The 20,214-nt window shown below is 66.0% G+C and carries 14 protein-coding genes; 5 read left to right on the plus strand and 9 right to left on the minus strand.

The genetic code is table 11. From position 1 onward, the window contains the following. Window positions 1-55: 55 nt before the first annotated feature. From HV786_RS19585 to HV786_RS19600, 4 genes are all read right to left on the minus strand, one after another. Window positions 56-769 carry a histone H1-like DNA-binding protein gene (locus tag HV786_RS19585; RefSeq protein WP_063951937.1) on the minus strand — a complete coding sequence of 238 codons (714 nt, stop codon included), beginning with the start codon at window positions 767-769 and terminating at the stop codon, window positions 56-58. Between the two features lie 351 nt (window positions 770-1,120). Continuing rightward, window positions 1,121-2,320 (minus strand): ribonucleotide-diphosphate reductase subunit beta, encoded by a 1,200-nt coding sequence (locus HV786_RS19590; RefSeq protein WP_056327816.1) that lies wholly within the window; start codon window positions 2,318-2,320, stop codon window positions 1,121-1,123. Window positions 2,321-2,340: 20 nt separating this feature from the next. Next, complete coding sequence (locus HV786_RS19595) at window positions 2,341-5,271, minus strand: ribonucleoside-diphosphate reductase subunit alpha (protein ID WP_128829897.1); 2,931 nt, start codon at window positions 5,269-5,271, stop codon at window positions 2,341-2,343. A 304-nt stretch (window positions 5,272-5,575) separates the two neighbouring features. Then, window positions 5,576-9,082, minus strand: coding sequence for an indolepyruvate ferredoxin oxidoreductase family protein (locus HV786_RS19600; RefSeq protein ID WP_175211614.1), 3,507 nt, complete (start codon window positions 9,080-9,082; stop codon window positions 5,576-5,578). Window positions 9,083-9,212: 130 nt separating this feature from the next. Between HV786_RS19600 and HV786_RS19605 the strand changes: the two genes are divergently transcribed. Next, on the plus strand, window positions 9,213-9,662 hold the full coding sequence (locus tag HV786_RS19605; protein WP_008159001.1) for an Lrp/AsnC family transcriptional regulator: 450 nt from the start codon (window positions 9,213-9,215) through the stop codon (window positions 9,660-9,662). A 63-nt stretch (window positions 9,663-9,725) separates the two neighbouring features. Here the strand turns inward: HV786_RS19605 and HV786_RS19610 are convergent, their stop codons facing one another. Beyond that, a complete protein-coding gene (locus tag HV786_RS19610; protein ID WP_128829898.1) occupies window positions 9,726-10,691 on the minus strand; it encodes a Bug family tripartite tricarboxylate transporter substrate binding protein in 966 nt (321 codons plus the stop codon). Window positions 10,692-10,757: 66 nt separating this feature from the next. Beyond that, window positions 10,758-11,597, minus strand: coding sequence for an alpha/beta hydrolase (locus HV786_RS19615; RefSeq protein ID WP_175211616.1), 840 nt, complete (start codon window positions 11,595-11,597; stop codon window positions 10,758-10,760). An 84-nt stretch (window positions 11,598-11,681) separates the two neighbouring features. Here HV786_RS19615 and HV786_RS19620 point away from each other — a divergent pair, with 84 nt between their 5' ends. The 3 genes from HV786_RS19620 (at window position 11,682) to HV786_RS19630 (ending at window position 14,575) form a co-directional block, all read left to right on the plus strand. Next, window positions 11,682-12,566, plus strand: a complete 885-nt coding sequence (locus HV786_RS19620) for a LysR family transcriptional regulator (protein WP_128829899.1) — start codon at window positions 11,682-11,684, stop codon at window positions 12,564-12,566. 204 nt (window positions 12,567-12,770) lie between these two features. Continuing rightward, on the plus strand, window positions 12,771-13,277 hold the full coding sequence (locus HV786_RS19625; protein WP_128829900.1) for a hypothetical protein: 507 nt from the start codon (window positions 12,771-12,773) through the stop codon (window positions 13,275-13,277). A gap of 98 nt (window positions 13,278-13,375) precedes the next feature. Next, on the plus strand, window positions 13,376-14,575 hold the full coding sequence (locus HV786_RS19630) for an MFS transporter (RefSeq protein ID WP_128829901.1): 1,200 nt from the start codon (window positions 13,376-13,378) through the stop codon (window positions 14,573-14,575). Window positions 14,576-14,667: 92 nt separating this feature from the next. On the opposite strand, the gene gltX is transcribed toward HV786_RS19630, so the two are convergent. Continuing rightward, window positions 14,668-16,074, minus strand: coding sequence for a glutamate--tRNA ligase (gene gltX / locus HV786_RS19635; RefSeq protein ID WP_128829902.1), 1,407 nt, complete (start codon window positions 16,072-16,074; stop codon window positions 14,668-14,670). A gap of 134 nt (window positions 16,075-16,208) precedes the next feature. Between gltX and HV786_RS19640 the strand changes: the two genes are divergently transcribed. After that, window positions 16,209-18,650, plus strand: coding sequence for a bifunctional acetate--CoA ligase family protein/GNAT family N-acetyltransferase (locus tag HV786_RS19640; protein ID WP_175211618.1), 2,442 nt, complete (start codon window positions 16,209-16,211; stop codon window positions 18,648-18,650). A 22-nt stretch (window positions 18,651-18,672) separates the two neighbouring features. On the opposite strand, the gene HV786_RS19645 is transcribed toward HV786_RS19640, so the two are convergent. Beyond that, window positions 18,673-19,365, minus strand: coding sequence for a cysteine hydrolase family protein (locus HV786_RS19645; protein ID WP_128829903.1), 693 nt, complete (start codon window positions 19,363-19,365; stop codon window positions 18,673-18,675). A 9-nt stretch (window positions 19,366-19,374) separates the two neighbouring features. Then, entirely contained in the window at window positions 19,375-20,211 is an 837-nt protein-coding gene (locus HV786_RS19650; protein ID WP_056327827.1) for an ABC transporter permease, read from the minus strand. Window positions 20,212-20,214 lie beyond the last annotated feature (3 nt).

Below are 20,214 nucleotides of genomic sequence, written 5' to 3' on the forward strand. Positions count from 1 at the left end.
CCGCCCGGTGCAAACCAGGCGGCTCTGATGAAGCTAACGCTTCGGCGCGTCCGGATTAAGGACGGCCACCCGTCGGGAAGGGCCACGACGCGGCGGGGTTCAGCGCGGTCTTCGCGCCCGGGGCAGCAGCCGTGGTGGGCGGCGTGGCGGGCTTCTTCGGAGCGGCTTTCTTCGCAGCGGGCTTCTTCGCAGCGGCAGGCTTCTTGGCGGCAACAGCCGGCTTGGAAGCGGGAGCCTTCTTGGCGGCGGGCGCCTTCTTGGCAGCCGGGGCCTTCTTGGCTACGGCCTTCTTGGCAACAGCCTTTTTGGCGGCCGGGGCCTTCTTGGCGGCAGCCTTCTTGGCAACAGCCTTCTTGGCGGCGGGAGCCTTCTTGGCTACGGCCTTCTTGGCGACTGCCTTCTTGGCGACAGCCTTCTTGGCTACGGCTTTCTTGGCGACGGCTTTCTTGGCGACGGCCTTCTTGGCGACTGCCTTCTTGGCAACGGCCTTCTTGGCGACAGCCTTCTTAGCGACAGCCTTCTTGGCGGCCGGAGCCTTCTTCGCGACGGCCTTCTTGGCTACGGCCTTCTTGGCAACCGCTTTCTTGGCGGCGGGAGCCTTCTTGGCGGCAACCTTCTTCACGGCCGGCTTCTTGGCGGCCGCGACTTTCTTCACTGCAACTTTCTTGACGGCAGCTTTCTTGGCCGGAGCGGCCTTCTTTGCTGCTGCCTTCTTGGCGGCGGGTTTTTTCACCGCTGCTTTCTTGACGGCTTTCTTGGCTGTTGCCATGGTCATGCTCCTTAGGTTCAGGGGTCCCAGAACTTAAACCCGTGCCCCGACCCGCCAATCGGCGGACCGTGCCCGGGCTATTCATCGGCGCATGCCGCTGTTCTGTGCGAGCAACAGCTACTACGGTTTGCGCTAATGAATTCGGCACAGCCATTTGATATGGCCCCCGCCCCTTTTGGCGCGAGCCATTTCAAATGGCGCCGGCAGGCGGCCTGATCACAGGCCGCCGACCGCTTGTTCTACGTGTTCGAAGACACCCTGACCAAGGAGCTTGCCATCAAGCCTGTCGCGAACGCGACGCCCATCTGAAAGAGAAGGGCGTGCCCGCGCCGGGCTCGATGGCGTACTGCGTTACTCCCAGCTCAGCGTGCCACCGGTTTGGTATTCGATCACGCGAGTTTCAAAAAAGTTGCGTTCCTTCTTAAGGTCGATCATTTCCGCCATCCACGGGAAGGGGTTTTCTTCCTGAGGGTACAGAGGTTCGATACCGATCTGCTGGCAACGACGGTTGGCGATGAAGCGCAGGTAGGATTTGAACATGGGTGCGTTCAAGCCCAGCACGCCGCGCGGCATCGTGTCTTCGGCGTAAGCGTATTCGAGTTCGACCGCTTTGCGGAAGAGTTCTCGAATTTCTTCGCGGAATTCCGGCGTCCAGAGATGCGGATTTTCCAGTTTGACGGTGTTGATCAGATCGATGCCGAAGTTGCAGTGCATGGATTCATCGCGAAGGATGTACATGTACTGCTCGGCAGCGCCGGTCATCTTGTTCTGGCGGCCAAGCGCCAGGATCTGCGTGAAGCCAACGTAGAAGAACAGGCCTTCCATGAGGCAAGCGAAGACGATCAGGGACTTGAGCAGCGTCTGGTCGGCTTCGGGCGTGCCCGTCTTGAAGTTGGGATCAGCGATCGCGTCGATGAACGGGATCAGGAACTCGTCTTTGGCCCGGATGGACGGCACTTCGTTGTAAGCGTTGAAGATCTCGGCTTCGTCCAGGTCCAGGCTTTCGACGATGTATTGATAGGCGTGCGTGTGAATGGCTTCCTCGAATGCCTGGCGCAGCAGGAACTGGCGGCATTCGGGGGCCGTGATGTGGCGGTAGGTGCCCAGCACGATGTTGTTGGCGGCCAGCGAGTCGGCGGTCACGAAGAAGCCGAGGTTGCGCTTGACGATGCGGCGCTCGTCCTCGGTGAGCCCGTTCGGGTTCTTCCAGAGGGCGATGTCGCGCGACATGTTGATCTCTTGCGGCATCCAATGGTTGGCGCAAGTGGCCAGGTACTTTTCCCACGCCCACTTGTACTTGAAAGGCACAAGCTGGTTGACGTCGGTCTGACCGTTGATGATGCGCTTGTCGGCAACCTTGACGCGCTGCGAGGTTGCCGCGCCGCTGGCTGCCAGGCCGGCTGCGTGCTGAGGCGCGGCCGGCGTGGGCATGGCGGTGTCGCCGAACACACCCGTCGCCGCCCGGACTTCCGGGGCAGCCTGACCGCCCGCCGCGGGCGCGGCAGGTTGTGCAGGTTGCGTGGCGGTGGTGTCGTCGTCCCAATTAATCATGATTCATTCTCCGGAGGCGGTTATTGGCAGGCTTCGCACTCTTCGAAGCCGGGGTCGCCCGGCCGCATGGTGCAAACCGCCCCGAGAACTTCGGGTTCCGGCAAAACAGGTGCTGCGGCAACGGCGTTGGCGGTGGACGGATTGCCCGCGCTGACGGCGTTCAGTTCGCCGCCGCGTCCCGTGGACTTCTCGGCGCTGGTGGCGCCAAGGGTGCGCAGGTAGTACGTGGTCTTCAGGCCACGCGTCCATGCCAGCTTGTAGGTGTCGTCCAGTTTCTTGCCCGATGCGCCAGCCATGTAGATGTTCAACGACTGGGCTTGATCGATCCACTTCTGGCGGCGCGACGCGCATTCAACCAGCCAGCGCGGTTCGACTTCGAACGCGGTGGCGTAGAGTTCGCGGAGTTCGGAAGGTACGCGATCGATGCGGGACAGGCTGCCGTCGAAGTACTTGAGGTCGGCGACCATGACTTCGTCCCAGAGACCGAGTTTCTTCAGGTCACGCACGAGGTAATCGTTAACGACCGTGAACTCGCCGGAGAGATTCGATTTGACGTACAAGTTCTGGAAAGTGGGTTCGATGCACGCAGATACGCCAATGATATTGGAAATAGTGGCGGTTGGGGCGATTGCGATGCAATTGGAGTTGCGCATGCCGTGTTCTTTGATGCGCGTACGCAACGTATCCCAATCGAGCGTGCTCGATTCATCAACGTCAACGTGACCACCACGTTCATCACGCAGCATCTTCAACGTGTCTTGCGGCAAGATGCCACGCGACCACAGCGAACCTTCATACGATTGATAGCGGCCACGTTCTTCGGCGAGCAGGCTCGACGCGAAGTAGGCGTGATAGCACACCGCTTCCATCGAACGATCCGCGAATTCAACAGCGGCTTGCGATGCGTACGGCACGCGCATCATCTGCAGGCAATCCTGGAAGCCCATGATGCCCATGCCCACCGGACGATGGCGCGCGTTGGAATTGCGGGCCTTGTCGACGGCGTAGTAGTTGATGTCGATCACGTTGTCGAGCATGCGCATCGCGATGCTGACGGTGCGCTTGATCTTGTCGTGGTCCAGTTCGAAACCGCCGCCGGCAGCCGGCTTCATGTGTGCGACCAGGTTCACGGAACCCAGATTGCAAACTGCGATTTCGGATTCGTTGGTGTTCAGCGTGATCTCGGTGCACAGGTTCGAGCTGTGGACGACGCCCACGTGCTGCTGCGGCGAACGGATGTTGCACGGATCCTTGAACGTGATCCACGGGTGGCCGGTTTCGAACAGCATCGACAGCATCTTGCGCCACAGCGTCAGCGCCGGCATCTTCTTGAAGAGCTTCAGTTCGCCGCTGGCGACGCGCGCTTCGTAGCCCACGTAGGCTTCTTCGAACGCGCGGCCATACTTGTCGTGCAGGTCGGGGCAGTCGGACGGCGAGAACAGCGTCCATTCACCGCCTTCCATGACGCGCTTCATGAACAGGTCGGGAATCCAGTTCGCCGTGTTCATGTCGTGCGTGCGGCGGCGCTCGTCGCCGGTGTTCTTGCGCAGTTCCAGGAATTCTTCGATGTCCAGGTGCCACGTTTCGAGGTACGTGCAGACCGCACCCTTGCGCTTGCCGCCCTGGTTCACGGCGACGGCCGTGTCGTTCACGACCTTCAGGAACGGAACGACGCCCTGGCTTTCGCCGTTGGTGCCCTTGATGTGGCTGCGCAGCGCGCGGACCGGGGTCCAGTCGTTGCCCAGGCCGCCGGCGTACTTGGCCAGCAGCGCGTTTTCCTTGATGGCATCGTAGATGCCTTCCAGGTCGTCCGAGACCGTGGTCAGGTAGCACGACGACAGTTGCGAGTGCAGCGTGCCCGAGTTGAACAGCGTGGGCGTGGAGCTCATGAAGTCGAACGAGGACAGGATCTCGTAGAACTCGATGGCGCGCGTTTCGCGGTCGGTCTCGCGCAGCGCCAGGCCCATGGCCACGCGCATGAAGAAGACCTGCGGCAGTTCGATGCGGGTGCCGCGGATGTGCAGGAAGTAGCGGTCGTACAGGGTCTGCAGGCCGAGGTAGCCGAATTGCAGATCGCGCTTGGCGTTCAGTGCCTTGCCCAGCTTGGTCAGGTCATAGCTGGCCAGTTCGGGCGACAGCAGGCCGCCTTCGATGCCGCGGGCGATGAACGTGGGGAAGTATTCAGCGTAGCGCGTGGCCATGCCGTCTTGCGAGACTTCCTCGCCCAGCACTTCCTTGCGGATCGTGTGCAGCAGCAGACGGGCGGTGACCTGGCTGTAGGCCGGATCCTTTTCGACCAGCGCGCGCGCGGACAGGATGGCGGACTTGAACACTTCGTCGACGGGGATGCCGTCGTACAGGTTCTTGACCGTTTCCTTCAGGATGGCTTCGGCGTCGATGAACTCGGACAGGCCTTCGCCGGCGGCGACGATGGTGGCGCGCAGTTCGGCCACGTCCAGCGGGCGGCGCACGCCGGCATCGGTGACGTTCAGCACGTGTTCCTGCGGCGCGGCGTCAGCCTTCTGCTGGCCTTCGGCGGCAGCGGCGGCGGCGCGTTCCTGCGTGCGCTTTTCGCGGTACAGCACATAGGCGCGCGCGACGTCATGCTCGCCCGAGCGCATCAGCGCCAGTTCGACCTGGTCCTGGATGTCTTCAATATGGAAGGTGCCGCCGTTGGGGCGGTTGCGAACCAGGGCGTTGACGGCCTGGCCGGTCAGCGTTTCGACCAGTTCGCGCACACGCGCGGACGCGGCGCCTTGTCCGCCATTGACGGCCAGGAAGGCCTTGGTCATGGCGATGGCGATCTTGCTGGGCTCAAAGCCAACCACCGAGCCATTGCGGCGGATGATGTTGTAGCTGGCCCATTTGCCGGTGTTGGCGTCGGCGGGGGAGTCGGTTTGGGAGGGCGGCACGGCCGAAGGCCGGGTCACAGAGGCGATCGTAGTCTGCATGGAAGCTCCTGTGCGAAAAAGCGCGTAGATGAAGACATGACGACGTCATGTCTGGTCAAAATTGGATCTTGTAATGGGGGTCGCAACGTCCGGACAGGCTAGTCCGTAAGGCGTGGCCGGCGGGAATCAGCGCTTAGGCGACCACAAGATGTAGTGTAGCACCCCTCGTTGGCCACTAATTCTAGTGATCGAGGTTTACAGGGACAAGAAGAAGATAAGACGAATCCCACAAAAGATTGTAACCAAATGCACTAGGCGCGCCCCGCAAGGCGCGCCCAGGTCAGTGACCACTCAGACCGGCTGTTTATGCGGTTTTCCGCAAGGCGCTGGCGTGCGGGGCCGGTGCTGTATAGCTCTGCATGAGCCGGGCCAGATCGGTCCGGTACTTCTCGACATTGGCGGCCTTTACGTGGCCAAAGCCGCGAATGTTTTCAGCCAGGGCGGCGATTGTAGCCGCTTGCGCGAGGTTGTCCGCAGTCAGCCCTGCAAGCAGTTGATCAATGGTCTGGCGGTACTCCGTGACCAGCGCCCGTTCCATCTTGCGCTCGGCGGTATGGCCGAAGGGATCGAACCAGGTGCCGCGCAGGCCCTTGAGGCGCGTAAGCAATTTCAGTGCCGACATCGTGCGCGGACCCAGCGTCATCTTGCGCGGCACGCCGGTGCGCGGATCCTTGCGGGCGAAGATGGGCGGGGCCATGTGAAAGCGCAGGCTGTAGTCGCCCTCGAACTGACCTTCCAGCTGCGCCTTGAACGTCTCGCCGGTATAGAGGCGCGCCACTTCGTATTCGTCCTTGTACGCCATGAGCTTGTACAGGCCGCGTGCCACGGCCATCGCCAGACGGGGCGTCTTGGCATCGGGCGCCAGGGCCCGCTCGCGGGCCGCGACGGCGTCGACGACGTTCCGGTACGCCTGCGCGTATGCTGCATCCTGATAGGCCGTCAGGTCTTCGACACGGCGCGCCACGGCGCGCTCGAAGGTTTCGGGGATGTGCAGTTGCACGACCTGGGCCCGCGGGCGCAGCGCGCCTTCCAGGGCGTCGGGGCGATGCGCGGCGAGCCGGCCGCTATCGAAGGCGGCGCGGTTGGCCGCCACCGCCACGCCGTTCAGTTCGATCGCGCGATAGATGGCGGCCTGCGAAAGCGGCACGCCGCCGCGCTGCCAGGCGTAGCCCAGCATGAACATGTTCGACAGGATGCTGTCGCCAAACAGCGCCAGCGCCGCTTCATGCGCGTCGATCGCGGCCGTGTGCGCGTCGCCCGCCGCGTGACGGATCTTGGCCAGCAGCGCCTCGGGGCGCATCGCGGCGTCGGGATTGCGGGTGAATTCGGACACGGGCGCCACGTACGTGTTCACCGTGACCTGAGTGTGGCCGTGGCGCAAGGCGCCCAGCGAATCCGGCGCGACAGCGGCAACCGGATCGCACAGGATGGCCGCGTCGGCCTGCTGCCAGTCCAGCCGCACGGGGCCAGCGGCCGAACCCGCCGGGGCAAGGCGAATGTGGCTCACGACGGTGCCGCCTTTCTGCGCCAGCCCGGTCAGGTCCAGCACCGCGGCCGACAGGCCTTCCAGGTGCGCGGCCATCGACACGATGGCGCCAATGGTGATGACGCCGGTGCCGCCCATGCCGGCGACCAGCAGACGATAGGGATGGTCCAAGGCAGGAAGGGCGGGCTGCGGCAGGCCGGCAATCATGCCCTGCAGGCGTTCCTGGTCGGCCTTGGGCGCCGCGCTCTTTCTGGGCTTGCCGCCCATGACGGACACGAAGCTCGGGCAGAAGCCTTCCGCGCACGAGTAATCCTTGTTGCAGCTGGACTGGTCGATCGCGCGCTTGCGGCCGTACGGCGTTTCCAGCGGAACGACCGACAGGCAGTTCGACTTCACGCCGCAGTCGCCGCAGCCTTCGCACACGGCGCTGTTGATCAGCATGCGGCGCGCCGGGTCCGGGAACTGGTTCTTCTTGCGGCGGCGGCGCTTTTCGGCCGCGCAGGTCTGGTCATGGATCAGGACCGTCACGCCGGGGATCTCGCGCAGCTCGCGCTGCAGCGCGTCCAGCTCGCGGCGGTGGTGGACCTTGATGCCGGGGCCCAGGTCCACGCCCTGGTATTTCTCGGGCTCATCGGTGGTGACGACGATGCGCGCCACGTTTTCGCCGCGCAACTGCTGGCAGATCTGGGGCACCGAGATCGGACCGTCCACCGGTTGCCCGCCGGTCATGGCGACGGCGTCGTTGAACAGGATCTTGTAGGTGATGTTGGCGCGCGCCGCGACGGCCTGGCGGATGGCCAGATAGCCCGAGTGGTAATACGTGCCTTCGCCCATGTTCTGGAAGATATGCGGCATCTTCGTATAGCGGGACAGGCCGATCCAGTCGACGCCTTCGCCGCCCATCTGCGTGAGGCCGCCGGTGTCGCGGTCCATCCACGCGGCCATGTAGTGGCAGCCCACGCCTGACAGCGCCTGGCTGCCCTCGGGCACCTTGGTCGACGTGCTATGCGGACAGCCCGAACAGAAGTAAGGGCGGCGGCGCATGCCGTCCGCGTCGTTGGATAGCGGCGCCTGGCATTCGAAGGCCGACAGGTCGCGGTTCACGGGTAGCCCTGCGGTGCGCGACAGCCAACCGGACAGCGGCGCGGCCAGCAGCGACGGGCGCAGCTGGCCGGCCGACGGCACCATCGGCTCGCCGTCCAGTCCCTTCTTGCCCACGACCGTCGGCCGCTCGGGCAGGTTGAACAGCATGTCCTTGATCTGGCTTTCGACCACCGCGCCTTTTTCCTCGATGACGAGGATGTGCGACAGGCCGCGCGCGAAGTCGAGCAACCGGCCCTCGTCCATCGGCCAGGTCAGGCCGGGCTTGTAGATCCGCACGGGCGCATTCGCCGTGACCGTGTCCACGCCCAGGCGCGCCAACGCTTCCATGGTGTCCAGGTGCGCCTTGCCGACCGTGACGATGCCCACCGTCGCCTTGGGAGCGGGACAGGTCAGCTTGTCGATGCTGTGCCGGCGCGCGAAGGCGGCGACGGCCTTCATGCGCTGGTTCATGCGCGTTTCGACCGCCAGCGACAGGAAGTCGCGCGCGGAGTACTCCAGCGACCCGGCCGGCATGTCCGGATCCTCGGGCATGTCGTAGGTCTGGATGGCGGCTGGCGTGAACGAATGGCCGCTTTCGATGGTTTCGGACACGGCCTTGAAGGCGACCCACGTGCCCGCATAACGCGAGAGCGCCCAGCCCCAGAGCGCGAAGGTCTCGTATTCGTCGATGGACGTCGGATGCACGATGGGCATCTGCCAGCCGATCAGCGACGCTTCGCTGGCGTGCGGGATCGAGGACGACACGGCGGTGTGGTCGTCGCCCACCACTACCAGCACGCCGCCGTGGCGCGAGGCGCCCGCGGCATTGCCGTGATGCAGCGCGTCTCCGGCGCGGTCCACGCCGGGACCCTTGCCGTACCACATGGCGAACACGCCATCGACATTGCGGTCAGCGCGCACGCCGGCCTGCTGCGTGCCCATGACCGCCGTGGCGGCCATGTCTTCGTTGATGCCCGGCAGGAAGGTGATCTGGTTGGCGTCCAGCGCCTTCTGCGCCTTCCACATGGCCATGTCCACGCCGCCCAGCGGCGATCCGCGGTACCCCGATACGAAGCCGGCGGTGTTCAGGCCGCGTTCGCGGTCCACCCGGCGCTGCGTGAGCATCAGGCGCACCAGGGCCTGCGTCCCGGTCAGGAAGATGCGTCCGGACTCGCGGGTCAGGTTGTCGGCAAGCTGGTAATCAAGGTCCAGCTCGGGTGCGGCGGCGGGGGTACCGTCCATAGTCAATGCTCCTGGTATTTGGCACCATGATAGGTTCGCGAGGGATCAGGTTTATTGCGTTTTTGGATCGTGCTATCCCTATAATTCGCAATGAACATTTCGTATTCCAAGAAAACCAGGAGACAAACGAATGGACAAGACCGATATCGGCATCCTCAAGGCGCTGCAGGAAGACGGCCGGGCCTCTGCGCAGCAGCTTTCCGAGAAGGTAGGGCTGTCCGCCGCGCCTGTATGGCGGCGCGTGAAGGCGATGGAGGCGAGCGGGGTGATCCAGGGCTACAGCGCCCAGGTCGACCGCAGCAAGGTGGGGCTGGGCTGCATGTTTGCGCAGATCAGCCTGGAGCGGCATTCGGCCAACACGGTCGAGAACTTCGAGCGGTCGGTGCGCGACGCCCCGGAAATCCTGGAGTGTTATGCCGTGACCGGCGATTCGGACTTCCTGTTGAAGATCCTGGTGGAAAGCCCGGAAGCCTACGACCGCTTCCTGCACCGGTTCCTGTTCAACATGCCGGGCATCCGGCAGACGCGCACCATTGTGGCGCTGCGTGAAATCAAGCACGAGCAGCGGCTGCCGCTGTAGAAAGGCGCGCCTTCTCTATATAGATATAGAGAAAGGGCACGCCATCGTGCGGGAGGGGAGGGTTTATTGGGGCTGGATGCCCGCGATCCGGATCCATTCCTTCCAGCGGGCCGTGTCTTCCTTCACGAACGCGTCAAAGCGCGCCACGTCCATCGCTTCCGGCGTCAATCCCAAGGCGCGCAGCTTGCGCGCCGTCGCGTCGTCCTGCACCGCGGCCTGCAGGTAGGCGTTCATTTTGGCGACAATCTCCGGCGGCGTGCGGGCGTGCGCCGACAGGCCCAGCCAACCCGCCACGACGAAGTCGGGATAGTAGGTGGCCATGGTCGGCACGCTGGGCCAGGCATCATGCTGCCGGGCGCCGGTCACGGCGATGGGGACGAGGCCCTTGCCGTCGATTTGGCCCATGGCGGTCAGGTAATCCACGAACGCGAAGCCGATCTGCTTGCCGCGCAGGTCGGTGATGATCTGCGTGATGTTCTTGTACGCCGCCCCGGTGATGTTGATGCCGGCCCGCTGCTTGAAGAGTTCGGACGGCACCTGGGAGGACGAACTGTAATAGCCGAAGAAGACGTCGCCCGGATGTTTCTTGGCGTACTCGACCAATTCGGGCACGGTCCGGTACGGGCTGTCCGGCGAGACGACGCCCACCGTGCCGAACGTGCCCAGCATGCCGACCTGCACGAAATCCTTTTGCGCGTCGTACGGCAGCGTCTTGTACAGGAACTGGTTGGCCGAATGCGTGGAGTTCGTGGACAAGAGGAACGTGTAGCCGTCGGGCGCGGCGCTTTTGCTGGCGTTGGTGCCCACGATGCCGCCGGCGCCGGGGCGATCCTCCACGATCACTGTCTGCCCGGTCTTCTCGCCCAAGTACTGGGCGAAGGTGCGGGCGGTCAGGTCGGCCGCGCCGCCCGCCGCAGAGGGCACGATGATCGTCACGGGTTTATCGGGCCAGCCGGCGGCGTGCGAGGCCGCGGCCCACAGCACGCAGGCGCCGGCGAGCGCCGGACGCAGCAAGCGGAAAATGGTCATGTCTCTGTCTCCTGAGTGCGCCTGGGCGCGTCGTTATCGTTTTGGTCGTCGTTGTCTTGCGGGGGCTCAGCCAAATTGCTTGCGATGCCAGTCCAGGATGGCGCCGGCGCTGATCTGCCAATGGTCTGCGTACATCATGCAGTGCGGTTGTCCGGCAAGCAGGGCATGCGAAAAGCCGTAGCGGCGCGCAATGGCTTGGTCCTGCCCCGGTGGATGCCGGTCATGCGTGTCCAGGCCTGCTTCCAGGCAGAGGCCGGGCGCGCGGATCGATGCCGTGCCGACGGCCACGCGCAGCAGGTATCGGTCGTTCAGGACCTGGGGGCTTTCCGCGCACAGGCGCCGCGCCACCGCGCGAACGTCCCGGTCCGGCGTGGTCGCCAGAAAACGTGAGCGGATTTCCGCCTCGCCGGGGGCGGCGCGCGGCGCGTCCTCGGGCACGGCAGGCAAGGCATGTGCACCGGGCAGATCGCCTGGCGGCGAGGGCGCCAGCAGCACGACGCCGGCCACGGGCCGCTGGCTGGCGGCCAGCAGCGCCGGCAACGCGCCCATGCTGTGGCCCACGACAACGGTCGGCGCATCCAGCGCATCCAGTGCGCTGACGACGTCCTGGCCCAGGTCCTCAATGGTGACGTTCGGAAATCCGGCGTCTTGCGGCAGGTCGCCGTGGCCGCGCATGTCCAGCGCCGCGCACGCCAGACCGGCGGCCGCGAAGTAATCCAGATAGTGCGCGTAGCACCAGGCGCCGTGGTAGGCGCCCGGCACAAACAACAGGCCGGGCCGGCCGTCTTGTGAGGCGGCGCCGATGCGCAGGCGGCCATGCCCCGCATCGCGGACGGGCAGCCGATCGGCCACGCCAAAGTCCAGCGGGTCCGTGGCGGGGGGAGAGATAAGGTTGGCGGTAGGCATATTGCGGCCATCTTAAGAGCCGGCCTATGATCAGAAAACTTTATTTTTCATATGGATTGATAAGTTCTACTAATCCGCCTCTCCATGCGCCCGCTTCCCGATCTCTCCATTTCCCATTACCGGCATTTTTTGCTGGTCGCCGAGCTGGGCAGCTTTCGCGCCGCAGCCGTCCGGGCTTTCCGATCCCAACCTGCGTTGTCCCTGTCGATCCGGGAAATGGAACAACGCCTGGGCCAGCCGCTGTTCGAGCCCGGCAACCGCGGCACGCTGACGCGCTTCGGGCAAGACTGCCTGCCGCTGGCGCGTGAACTGGTTGACCACCACGACCGGGTCGCCGGCGCATTGTCGGGGCTTGCCAACAATGGCGCCGGCAGCTTGACGATGGCGTCCGTCGCGTCCGCGGCGACGCACTGGCTGCCCGAACTGGTGGCCGCCTACCGGGCGCAGTATCCCGCGGTGTCGCTGCGCCTGTTCGACGACAACTCCGAGGGGGTCGAGCGCATGGTGCTGGCGGGCGAGGTGGAATTGGGCGTGTGCAGCACCGTGTCGCGCGACCGCCGCCTGTCGTTCGAACCGCTGATGCGCGACGCCTTTGGCCTCGTCTGCCATCGCGGCCATCCGCTGGCTGGCCGCAAGTCCGTGACGTGGCGCGAGATCGCCGACCTGCCTTTGGTGGGCACCATTGCGCACCGCCAGCTTGCCGGTCATCCGCAAGCGGCGTTCATGCTGGACCGGCAGGTGTTCGTCTCCAACATGATGTCGCTGCTGGCCATGCTGGAGCGCGGCGTGGGCGTGACGGTGCTGGCCCGCCTGGGCGTGCCGCCGGATTCGCCGGGACTGGCGTTTGTGCCCTTGTCGCGGCCACGCATCGAACGCGAGCTGGGCATTGCCCGTCTGGCCGGGAGAAGCCTGTCTCCGGCCGCCGCGCGCATGGAGGAAATGCTGCGCGCGAAGGCGCGTCGTGGGTGAGCCGCTGTCGCTAGAAACCAACGCATTTTTGCGGTTTCCGCGCGGATTCCGGGCGCGTCCACGCCCGCACTGTTGCGCATTTGCACACGGCGCGGATCGTCGTTGATTCTTCCCTGACGCCTATTTAGAGTGCGTGAAGTCCGCTGCGCCTGGGACGGGCCGGTGTGATCGGCGCGGCGCGTCGGCGGACGTCTTGAGGAAGTCATGAGCAGTGTGTTTTTGCGTACGGCAGGCATTGCCTGCGCCATCGTGATCCTGGCCGGTTGCGCCGCCAGGAAGCCAGCCGCCATCACCGAGGCCCAACCCGCTGAACCGCCCAAGCCGGTGGCCTGCACGCCCGCCAAGACCGGCGACCCGATGATCGGCACCTGGTTGTCCAATACCCGTCCGCGCGATGTGGCGGGCGACATGCAGTCGCTGATTGTGCTGTCCGCCGACGGCACCATGTCCTACGAATCCGTGCTCAAGATCGGCCGCAAGACTCGCCCCGCCCTGCGCGAGACGGGCTGCTGGAGCGTGGCGGACGGCGTCTACACGATGCGCACCACGAAGTCGGCGGGCGAGCCGGTGGATCCCACCGATCCGATCTATCTGAACCGCTACCGCGTCGAGAAGGTCGAGCAGTCCAAGCTGTCGCTGCGCGAACTGAAGTCGGGCGGCATGCTGCTGACCGCGCGCCGCATGCCCGCGGGCTACCGTCTGGCCTACTGACCGTTGCGCCGGGCGGACATTTCGCCCGGCGGTCAGCCCAAGCGGGCCGGGCTGCGGTAAGGTGCGGGCTTCGACTTTCGCCCCGCAGCCGGTTTCCCATGCCCGCCCTGTCCTCCGAAGCACGCGCGATCGCGCTGCTCGCGTTGGCCGCCTTCGTCAGCGCCAGCGCTTTCCGAATCTGTGATCCCATGCTGCCGCAACTGGCGGCGGAATTCGGCACCACCACCGGCCAGGCCGCGCGCGCCGTCACGGCCTTTGCCGTGGCCTATGGCGTGCTGCAGATGTTCTTCGGTCCGGTGGGCGACCGCTATGGCAAGTACCGTGTCGTCAGCGTGGCGACCGTGGCGTGCGCGCTGGGCAGCGCCGGCGCCGTCATGGCCGGATCGCTCGACATGCTGGTCTTTTGCCGCGCCTTGTCCGGCGCGGCCGGTGCGGGCATCGTGCCCCTGTCCATGGCCTGGATCGGCGACAACGTTCCCTATGAACGCCGGCAGGCGACGCTGGCGCGCTTTCTGACCGGCACCATCCTCGGCATGTCGGCCGGCCAGCTTGCGGGCGGGCTCTTTGCCGATACCGTCGGCTGGCGCTGGGCCTTCATGGCGCTGGTGGTGGGCTACCTGATCGTGGGCGTGCTGCTGCATCTGGAAGTGCGGCGCCAGCGCGCGGCCGGCTTTGCGCAGGTCGATCCGGGCGCGGCGCGCCAGGGCTTCGTCGCGCAAGCGAGGCTGGTGCTGGGCGCGCCGTGGGCGCGCGTGGTGCTGGCGACGGTGTTCATCGAAGGGCTGCTGGTATTCGGCGCACTTGCCTTCGCACCCTCGTACCTGCACGAACGCTTCGATATTTCGCTGACCGCCGCCGGCGCGCTGGTGGCCGTGTATGCGGTGGGCGGACTGATCTATACGGTTGTCGCGGGCCGCATCCTCAAGCGGCTCGGCGAGCGCGGCCTGGCCGTCGCGGGCGGGCTGGTGCTGGGCGTGGCGTTTCTGTCGTACTGGCTGGGACCGGTCTGGATATGGAGCCTGGCGGCCAGCGTGCTGGCGGGCTTCGGCTATTACCTGCTGCACGCGACGCTGCAGACGAACGCAACGCAGATGGTGCCGTCCGCGCGCGGCACGGCGGTGGCGTGGTTTGCCTCGTGCCTCTTCATGGGGCAGGCGGCGGGCGTGGCGCTGGCAGGGGCCGTGGTGGACGAGATCGGCGCGGCCGCGCTGTTCGGCGGTTCGGCCGTGCTGCTGCCGTTGCTTGGGGCGTTCTTTGCCCGGGCGCTGAAGGCGAGGGCCGCGATGCAGCGGGCGTGAACGGCGTTGGCGTCACGCTGGACTGAAAACACAAGGGCCTTTTCATCATTGGAGGAAAAGGCCCTTCTTATGCAGGTGTCAGACACCCGGGTTTAAATCGCAGACAGCCGCTTGAGCACCGTTTCCTTGCCCAGCAGCGCCAGCACCGCATCCACCGCGGGCGTCTGCGTCTGGCCGGTGACGGCCACGCGCAGCGGGATGGCCAGTTGCGGCATCTTCAGGCCTCGGTCGGCCAGCACGCCCTTGATGAGCGCGGACAGCGCTTCGCGCGTCCATTCCGCATCCTGAGCGCGCTGCGCGAAATCGGCCAGCGCTTCGCGGGCGGGGGCGGTCAGGTGCTGCTCGGCCAGGTCGGCCGGCGCGCCCTTGAATTCGCCGCAGAACAGCATGGCGCCGTCGGCCAGCTGCTCCAGCGTTTCGGCGCGGTCCTTCAAGAGAGCCATGACGCCCGGCAGATCGATTTTTTCGGGGTAGCCGCCGCGGGCCGCGACGCGCGTGGCCACGCGCTCGGCCAGTTCGGCGTTGTCCATCTGCTTGATGTAGTGGGCGTTGACCCAGTTCAGCTTCTTGGGATCCCACTGCGACGCGGACTTGGACAGGTGCTTGGTGTCGAACCAGGACACCAGCTGGTCGCGCGAGAAGAGTTCGTCGTCGCCGTGGCTCCAGCCCAGGCGGGCCAGGTAGTTGATCATGGCCTCGGGCAGGTAGCCCTCGTTGTCGTACTCCATGACGTTGACCGCGCCGTGGCGCTTGGACAGCTTTTCGCCGTCCGGGCCCAGGATCATCGGCACGTGGCCGTATTCGGGCAGCGTGGCGCCCAGCGCGCGCAGGATGTTGATCTGGCGGGGCGTGTTGTTGACGTGGTCATCGCCGCGCAGCACGTGCGTGATGCCCATGTCCCAGTCGTCGACCACGACGCAGAAGTTGTAGGTGGGCGTGCCGTCGGGACGCGCGATGATCAGGTCGTCGAGCTCGGTGTTGTCGAAGCTGATCGTGCCCTTGACCATGTCGTTCCAGGACGTCGCGCCGTCCTGGGGATTCTTGAAGCGCACCACCGGCTTGCGGCCTTCGGGGATGGCGGGCAGCGTCTTGCCGGGTTCCGGGCGCCAGGTGCCGTCATAGCGCGGCTTGTCGCCGCGGGCCCGGGCGGCCTCGCGCATGGCTTCGACTTCCTCGGGCGAGCTGTAGCAGTGGTAGGCAGTGCCGGCGGCCAGCATCTGGGCCACGACTTCGCGGTACCGGTCCATGCGCTGCATCTGGTAGAACGGGCCCTCGTCCGGCTGCATGCCCAGCCATTCCATGCTGTCCAGGATGGCCTGCACGGCTTCCGGCGTGGACCGCTCGACGTCCGTGTCCTCGATGCGCAGCACGAAAGTGCCCTTGTGATGGCGCGCGAAGGCCCAGGAGAACAGCGCGGTGCGCGCGCCGCCCAAATGCAGGAAACCGGTGGGCGAAGGCGCGAAGCGGGTGCGAATGGGAGTAGAGGCGTTGGAAGTCATAGGTGGCAGTGTTAGCGGCTGCGGCGCCACAAAGCGGCGTCGGGCAGTGTCCTCATCAAGCGGACAGCGGGCTTGTCTTGATACGATGAACGCTATTTTAGATTAGTGTGAACAGGCCCTGGCCCGACCTCCCCATGTTGAGACACGCTCTTGCGCCCATGTTCGAACCCGGCTCGCTGGTGATCGTGGCCGACCGGCCGCTACCCGCGGCAAGTTCCCTGTCTCCCGCCCTGAAGGCGAAGACCACGGTCGTCGCGGTCGAGCCCGGCGCGGCGCCCGCCCTGCCGGACAGGCTGGAAGGCCTGGCTGCGGGCGACCGCCCTGATCTGGCCCTGGTTTGCGTTTCGCCCGCCGTGCTGCCGGAAACCTTGCGCCGGCTGGCGCCGCTGTCGCCCCTCGCGGTCATCCTGCTGCCCCACGAACTGCCCGACCCGTACCCGCGCGGCACGCTGGCGCTGTGCCGCGCCTGGGCCGAGGAAAACCACTGCGAACTCCTCGGGCCGCGGTCTTTCGGCGCGCAGCGGCCGCACGCGGGCCTGAATTTCAGCCAGCATCCGGTGCTGGCCCGCGCCGGCCGCGTGGCGCTGGTGGCGCAGTCGCGCTCGATCATGGCCGCCGTCATGGATTGGGCCGAGGACGTGCACATCGGCTTTTCCACCGCCGTGTCGCTGGGCGACGAGGCCGTCGTGGGCCTGCCCAAGCTGCTGGACTACCTGGCCAGCGATCCGCGCACGGACAGCATCGTCCTCTATCTTGAAGACGTCGGACCCGCGCGCGAATTCATGAGCACGTTGCGGGCCGCGGCCAGCATCAAGCCGGTCATCGTGCTCAAGGCAGGGCGCTCGGATGCCGACAGCAGCGATGCCATCTTCGACGCGGCCCTGCGCCGGGCCGGCGCCGTGCGCGTGCGCTACTTCGTGCAGCTGTTCTCGGCCGTGAAGGTGCTGGGCTACACGCGCCGCCCCAAGGGCCGCCGCGTTGCACTGATCTCCAACGGCAGCGGGCCTCCGCAGCTTGCCATGGACCTCATCGGCCCGGATGCCGCCGTGCTGCGCGCGGACCTCGCGCCCGCCACGCAGCGCGCGCTGGCCGACATGCTGGAGCCGGATGCCGCCATCGCCAACCCCGTCATCACCTACCTGCCCATGACGCCCGAGCGCATTCGCGCCATGCTCGACGTTGTCCTGGACGACACCGGCGTCGACGGCGTGCTGGTGCTGCTGGCGCCCGACGCCCTGGCCGACATGCCCGCCGTCGCGCGCGAGCTGGCGCAGATTGCCCCGTCGGCCAAGAAGCCGGTGGTGACCTGTTTCATGGGCGATGCGGGCATGCGGCCCCTGCGGCGCATGCTGGACGATGCTGGCACGTCGGCATTCCGTACGCCTGAATCGGCCGCCGATGCCTTCGGCGTGCTGGCCTCGCACCACTACAACCAGCAGCTGCTGCTGCAGACGCAGCCGCCCGAACCCGCGAGCCACGTGCCCGACCTGACGGCCGCCCGCGAGATCCTTGCGCGGGTGCGCGCCGAATGCCGGCGCGAGCTGAACACGTCCGAAATCCGCACACTGCTGGCGCTCTTCTACGTGCCGCTCAGCGAATTCTCTGCCGATGCGGCGCGCGGCGAAGCGGAATCCCGCCCGATGGCGATCCGGGTGCGGCGCGATCCGAAGTTCGGCCCCGTCATCCGGTTTGGCGCGGGCGGGCCGGACGCGGTGCTGTCGCTGGCCGATCGCGGCATGGACCTGCCGCCGCTCAACGGCTACCTGGCGCGCCAGCTCATCGAGCGCAGCCGGCTGTGGCGCCGCGTGCTGGCGCCGCGGGTCGGCCACATGGCCGCCGAGGCGCTGCAGCAGGCGCTGGTGCTGGTGTCCGAGCTGGTGTCGGAGCTTCCCGATATCGAAACGCTCGACATCGATCCGCTCTACGCAGGCGAAACCCACCTGCGCGCGGGCGGCCTGCGCATGACGCTGACCGAGACGCCCGGCTGCGCGTCGCCGCAGACCACCGGCTATCCGCACATGGCGATCCACCCGTATCCAGCCCGGCTGGTGCAGGTGCGCCGTTTTGCCGACGGCATTCCGTGGGTGCTGCGCCCGATTCGCCCCGAAGACGGCGAGGCGTTGCAGGAATTCATCCGCGGCCTGTCGGAGCGCTCGCGCTACATGCGGTTCGTGTCGATGATGCGCGAACTCACGCCGCGCATGGTGTCGCGCTACACCCAGGTGGACTATCACCGCGAACTGGCGCTGGTGGCGGCAACGCAGGTGCCCAATCCCGCCAATCGCGGCCATCCGCGCGAGGTGCTGGTGGGCTTTGCGCATTACCTGCGCAATCCCGATGGCCGGGGCGCGGAATACGCGCTGGTGATCGGCGACGACTGGCAGCGGCGCGGGTTGGGGCGTCAGCTCATGACGGCGCTGATCGACGCCGCGCGCGAGCAGGGGCTGGAATACATCGACGGCCTGGTGCTGTCGACGAACCGGCCCATGCTGGCGCTGATGACCAGCCTGGGCTTTACCAACGATCCCGACCCCGAAGACCCGACCATGCGCCGGGTCTGGCTGAATCTGGCCTGAGGCCCGGCGCCGCAGGAACGGTTCAGGCGGTCTTGCGGGACGGCTGCGCGGGCGTCAACCGCGCGGCCGCCTCGTCCACAGACAGCACGTCGCCAAAGAACAGCATCCACCCGTGCAGGGCGTTCTCGTGCTCGGCCGGCGTCACGGCGGCCAGCGCGTCGTCCACCATGATGGTCCGGAAGTCCCGCATCATCGCGTCGCGCGCGGTGGATTCGCAGCACACGTTGGTGACCGTGCCGGCGATCAGCAGCGTGTCCACGCCCAGGCCGCGCAGCAGCGGCTCCAGCTCCGACGAGCCCGGGGCCATCGCACTATAGAAGCGCTTGACGACCCGCAGGTCGCTGGCCTGCGCATGCAGGTCCGGATGCAGCGCAAAGCCGGGCGAGTCGCGGCGCAGCGTCTCCAGGCGGCGGGCGCTGCGCTCGGGCGTCAGCATCACGCCGTGGTGATGCGACCAGAACACATCCGCGTTGTCCGAGGCCGTCTGCACCCACACCACCACGCCGCCCGCGTCGCGCACCGCACTGCAAAGGCGGTTGATGGGGCCGATGATTTCCCGCGCCGGGGCGCATTCGCCCTGGTAGCCGGGCAGCAGGAAATACTGCTGCATGTCGATCACGACCACCGCCGTGCGCGCGGCCGGCAGCTCGTCATACGGATGCAGGCAGCCCTGGCGGGCCACGACGCGATCCTTCACCCATTGGGGGAATTGCATGCTGCCTCCTTAGCCGTAGCGCCGCGCCACGGCGGACTCGACACGGTAGATGATGAGGTACATGACGCTGGAGATCAGCGCCAGCATCACGATGGCGGTCATGACGATGTTCAGCTTGAACACCTGGCTGCCGTTCATGATGAGAAAGCCCAGCCCCGAATCCGCCGACTGGAATTCGCCCACGATGACACCCACCAGCGCAAGACCGATGTTCATCTTCACCGCCGCGATCAGCGTCGGCACGCTGCCCGGCAGCACGACCTTGGTCAGCACCTGCCAGCGGCTGGCGCCAAAGGTGTGGGCAAGTTTGACCTTGTTCAGGTCGATGCCGCGGAACCCCGCATACACCACCATGATGGTCACGAACACCGCAATGGCGACCGCCATGCCGTACACCGCATAGTCTGACCCCAGCCACAGGTAGAAGATGGGCACGAACGCGATCTTGGGCATGGCGTTTGCCACCACCAGGAAGGGGTCGAGCACCTTGTAGAGAAACTCGGACCACCACAGCGCGGCCGCCACCACGATCCCGATGACCATGCTCAGCACAAAGCCCACCAGCGTGGCCGACAGCGTCGTCATGATGTGCTTGCCCAGGCTGCCGTGGTTCCACAGTTCGATGAAGGTGGGCCACAGCGCGCTGGGATAGCTGGTGAGCAGCGGATTCACGATGTGCATGCGCGGCAGGATTTCCCATGCGCATAAGAAAACGACCAGGAGCAGCGCCTGGGCCACACGGATGTTTCGGCGGCGCGCGCGGTCGCGGCGCAGGTAGTTCAGGTACTTTTCGCTGGGGCCGGGCACGGCGCGCAGCGGGACGGTATTGGCAATCGGCGCGTTCATGGT

Origin of the sequence: Achromobacter mucicolens, from assembly GCF_902859725.1 — a bacterium.
GTDB classification, from domain to species: Bacteria; Pseudomonadota; Gammaproteobacteria; order Burkholderiales; family Burkholderiaceae_B; genus Achromobacter; species Achromobacter mucicolens.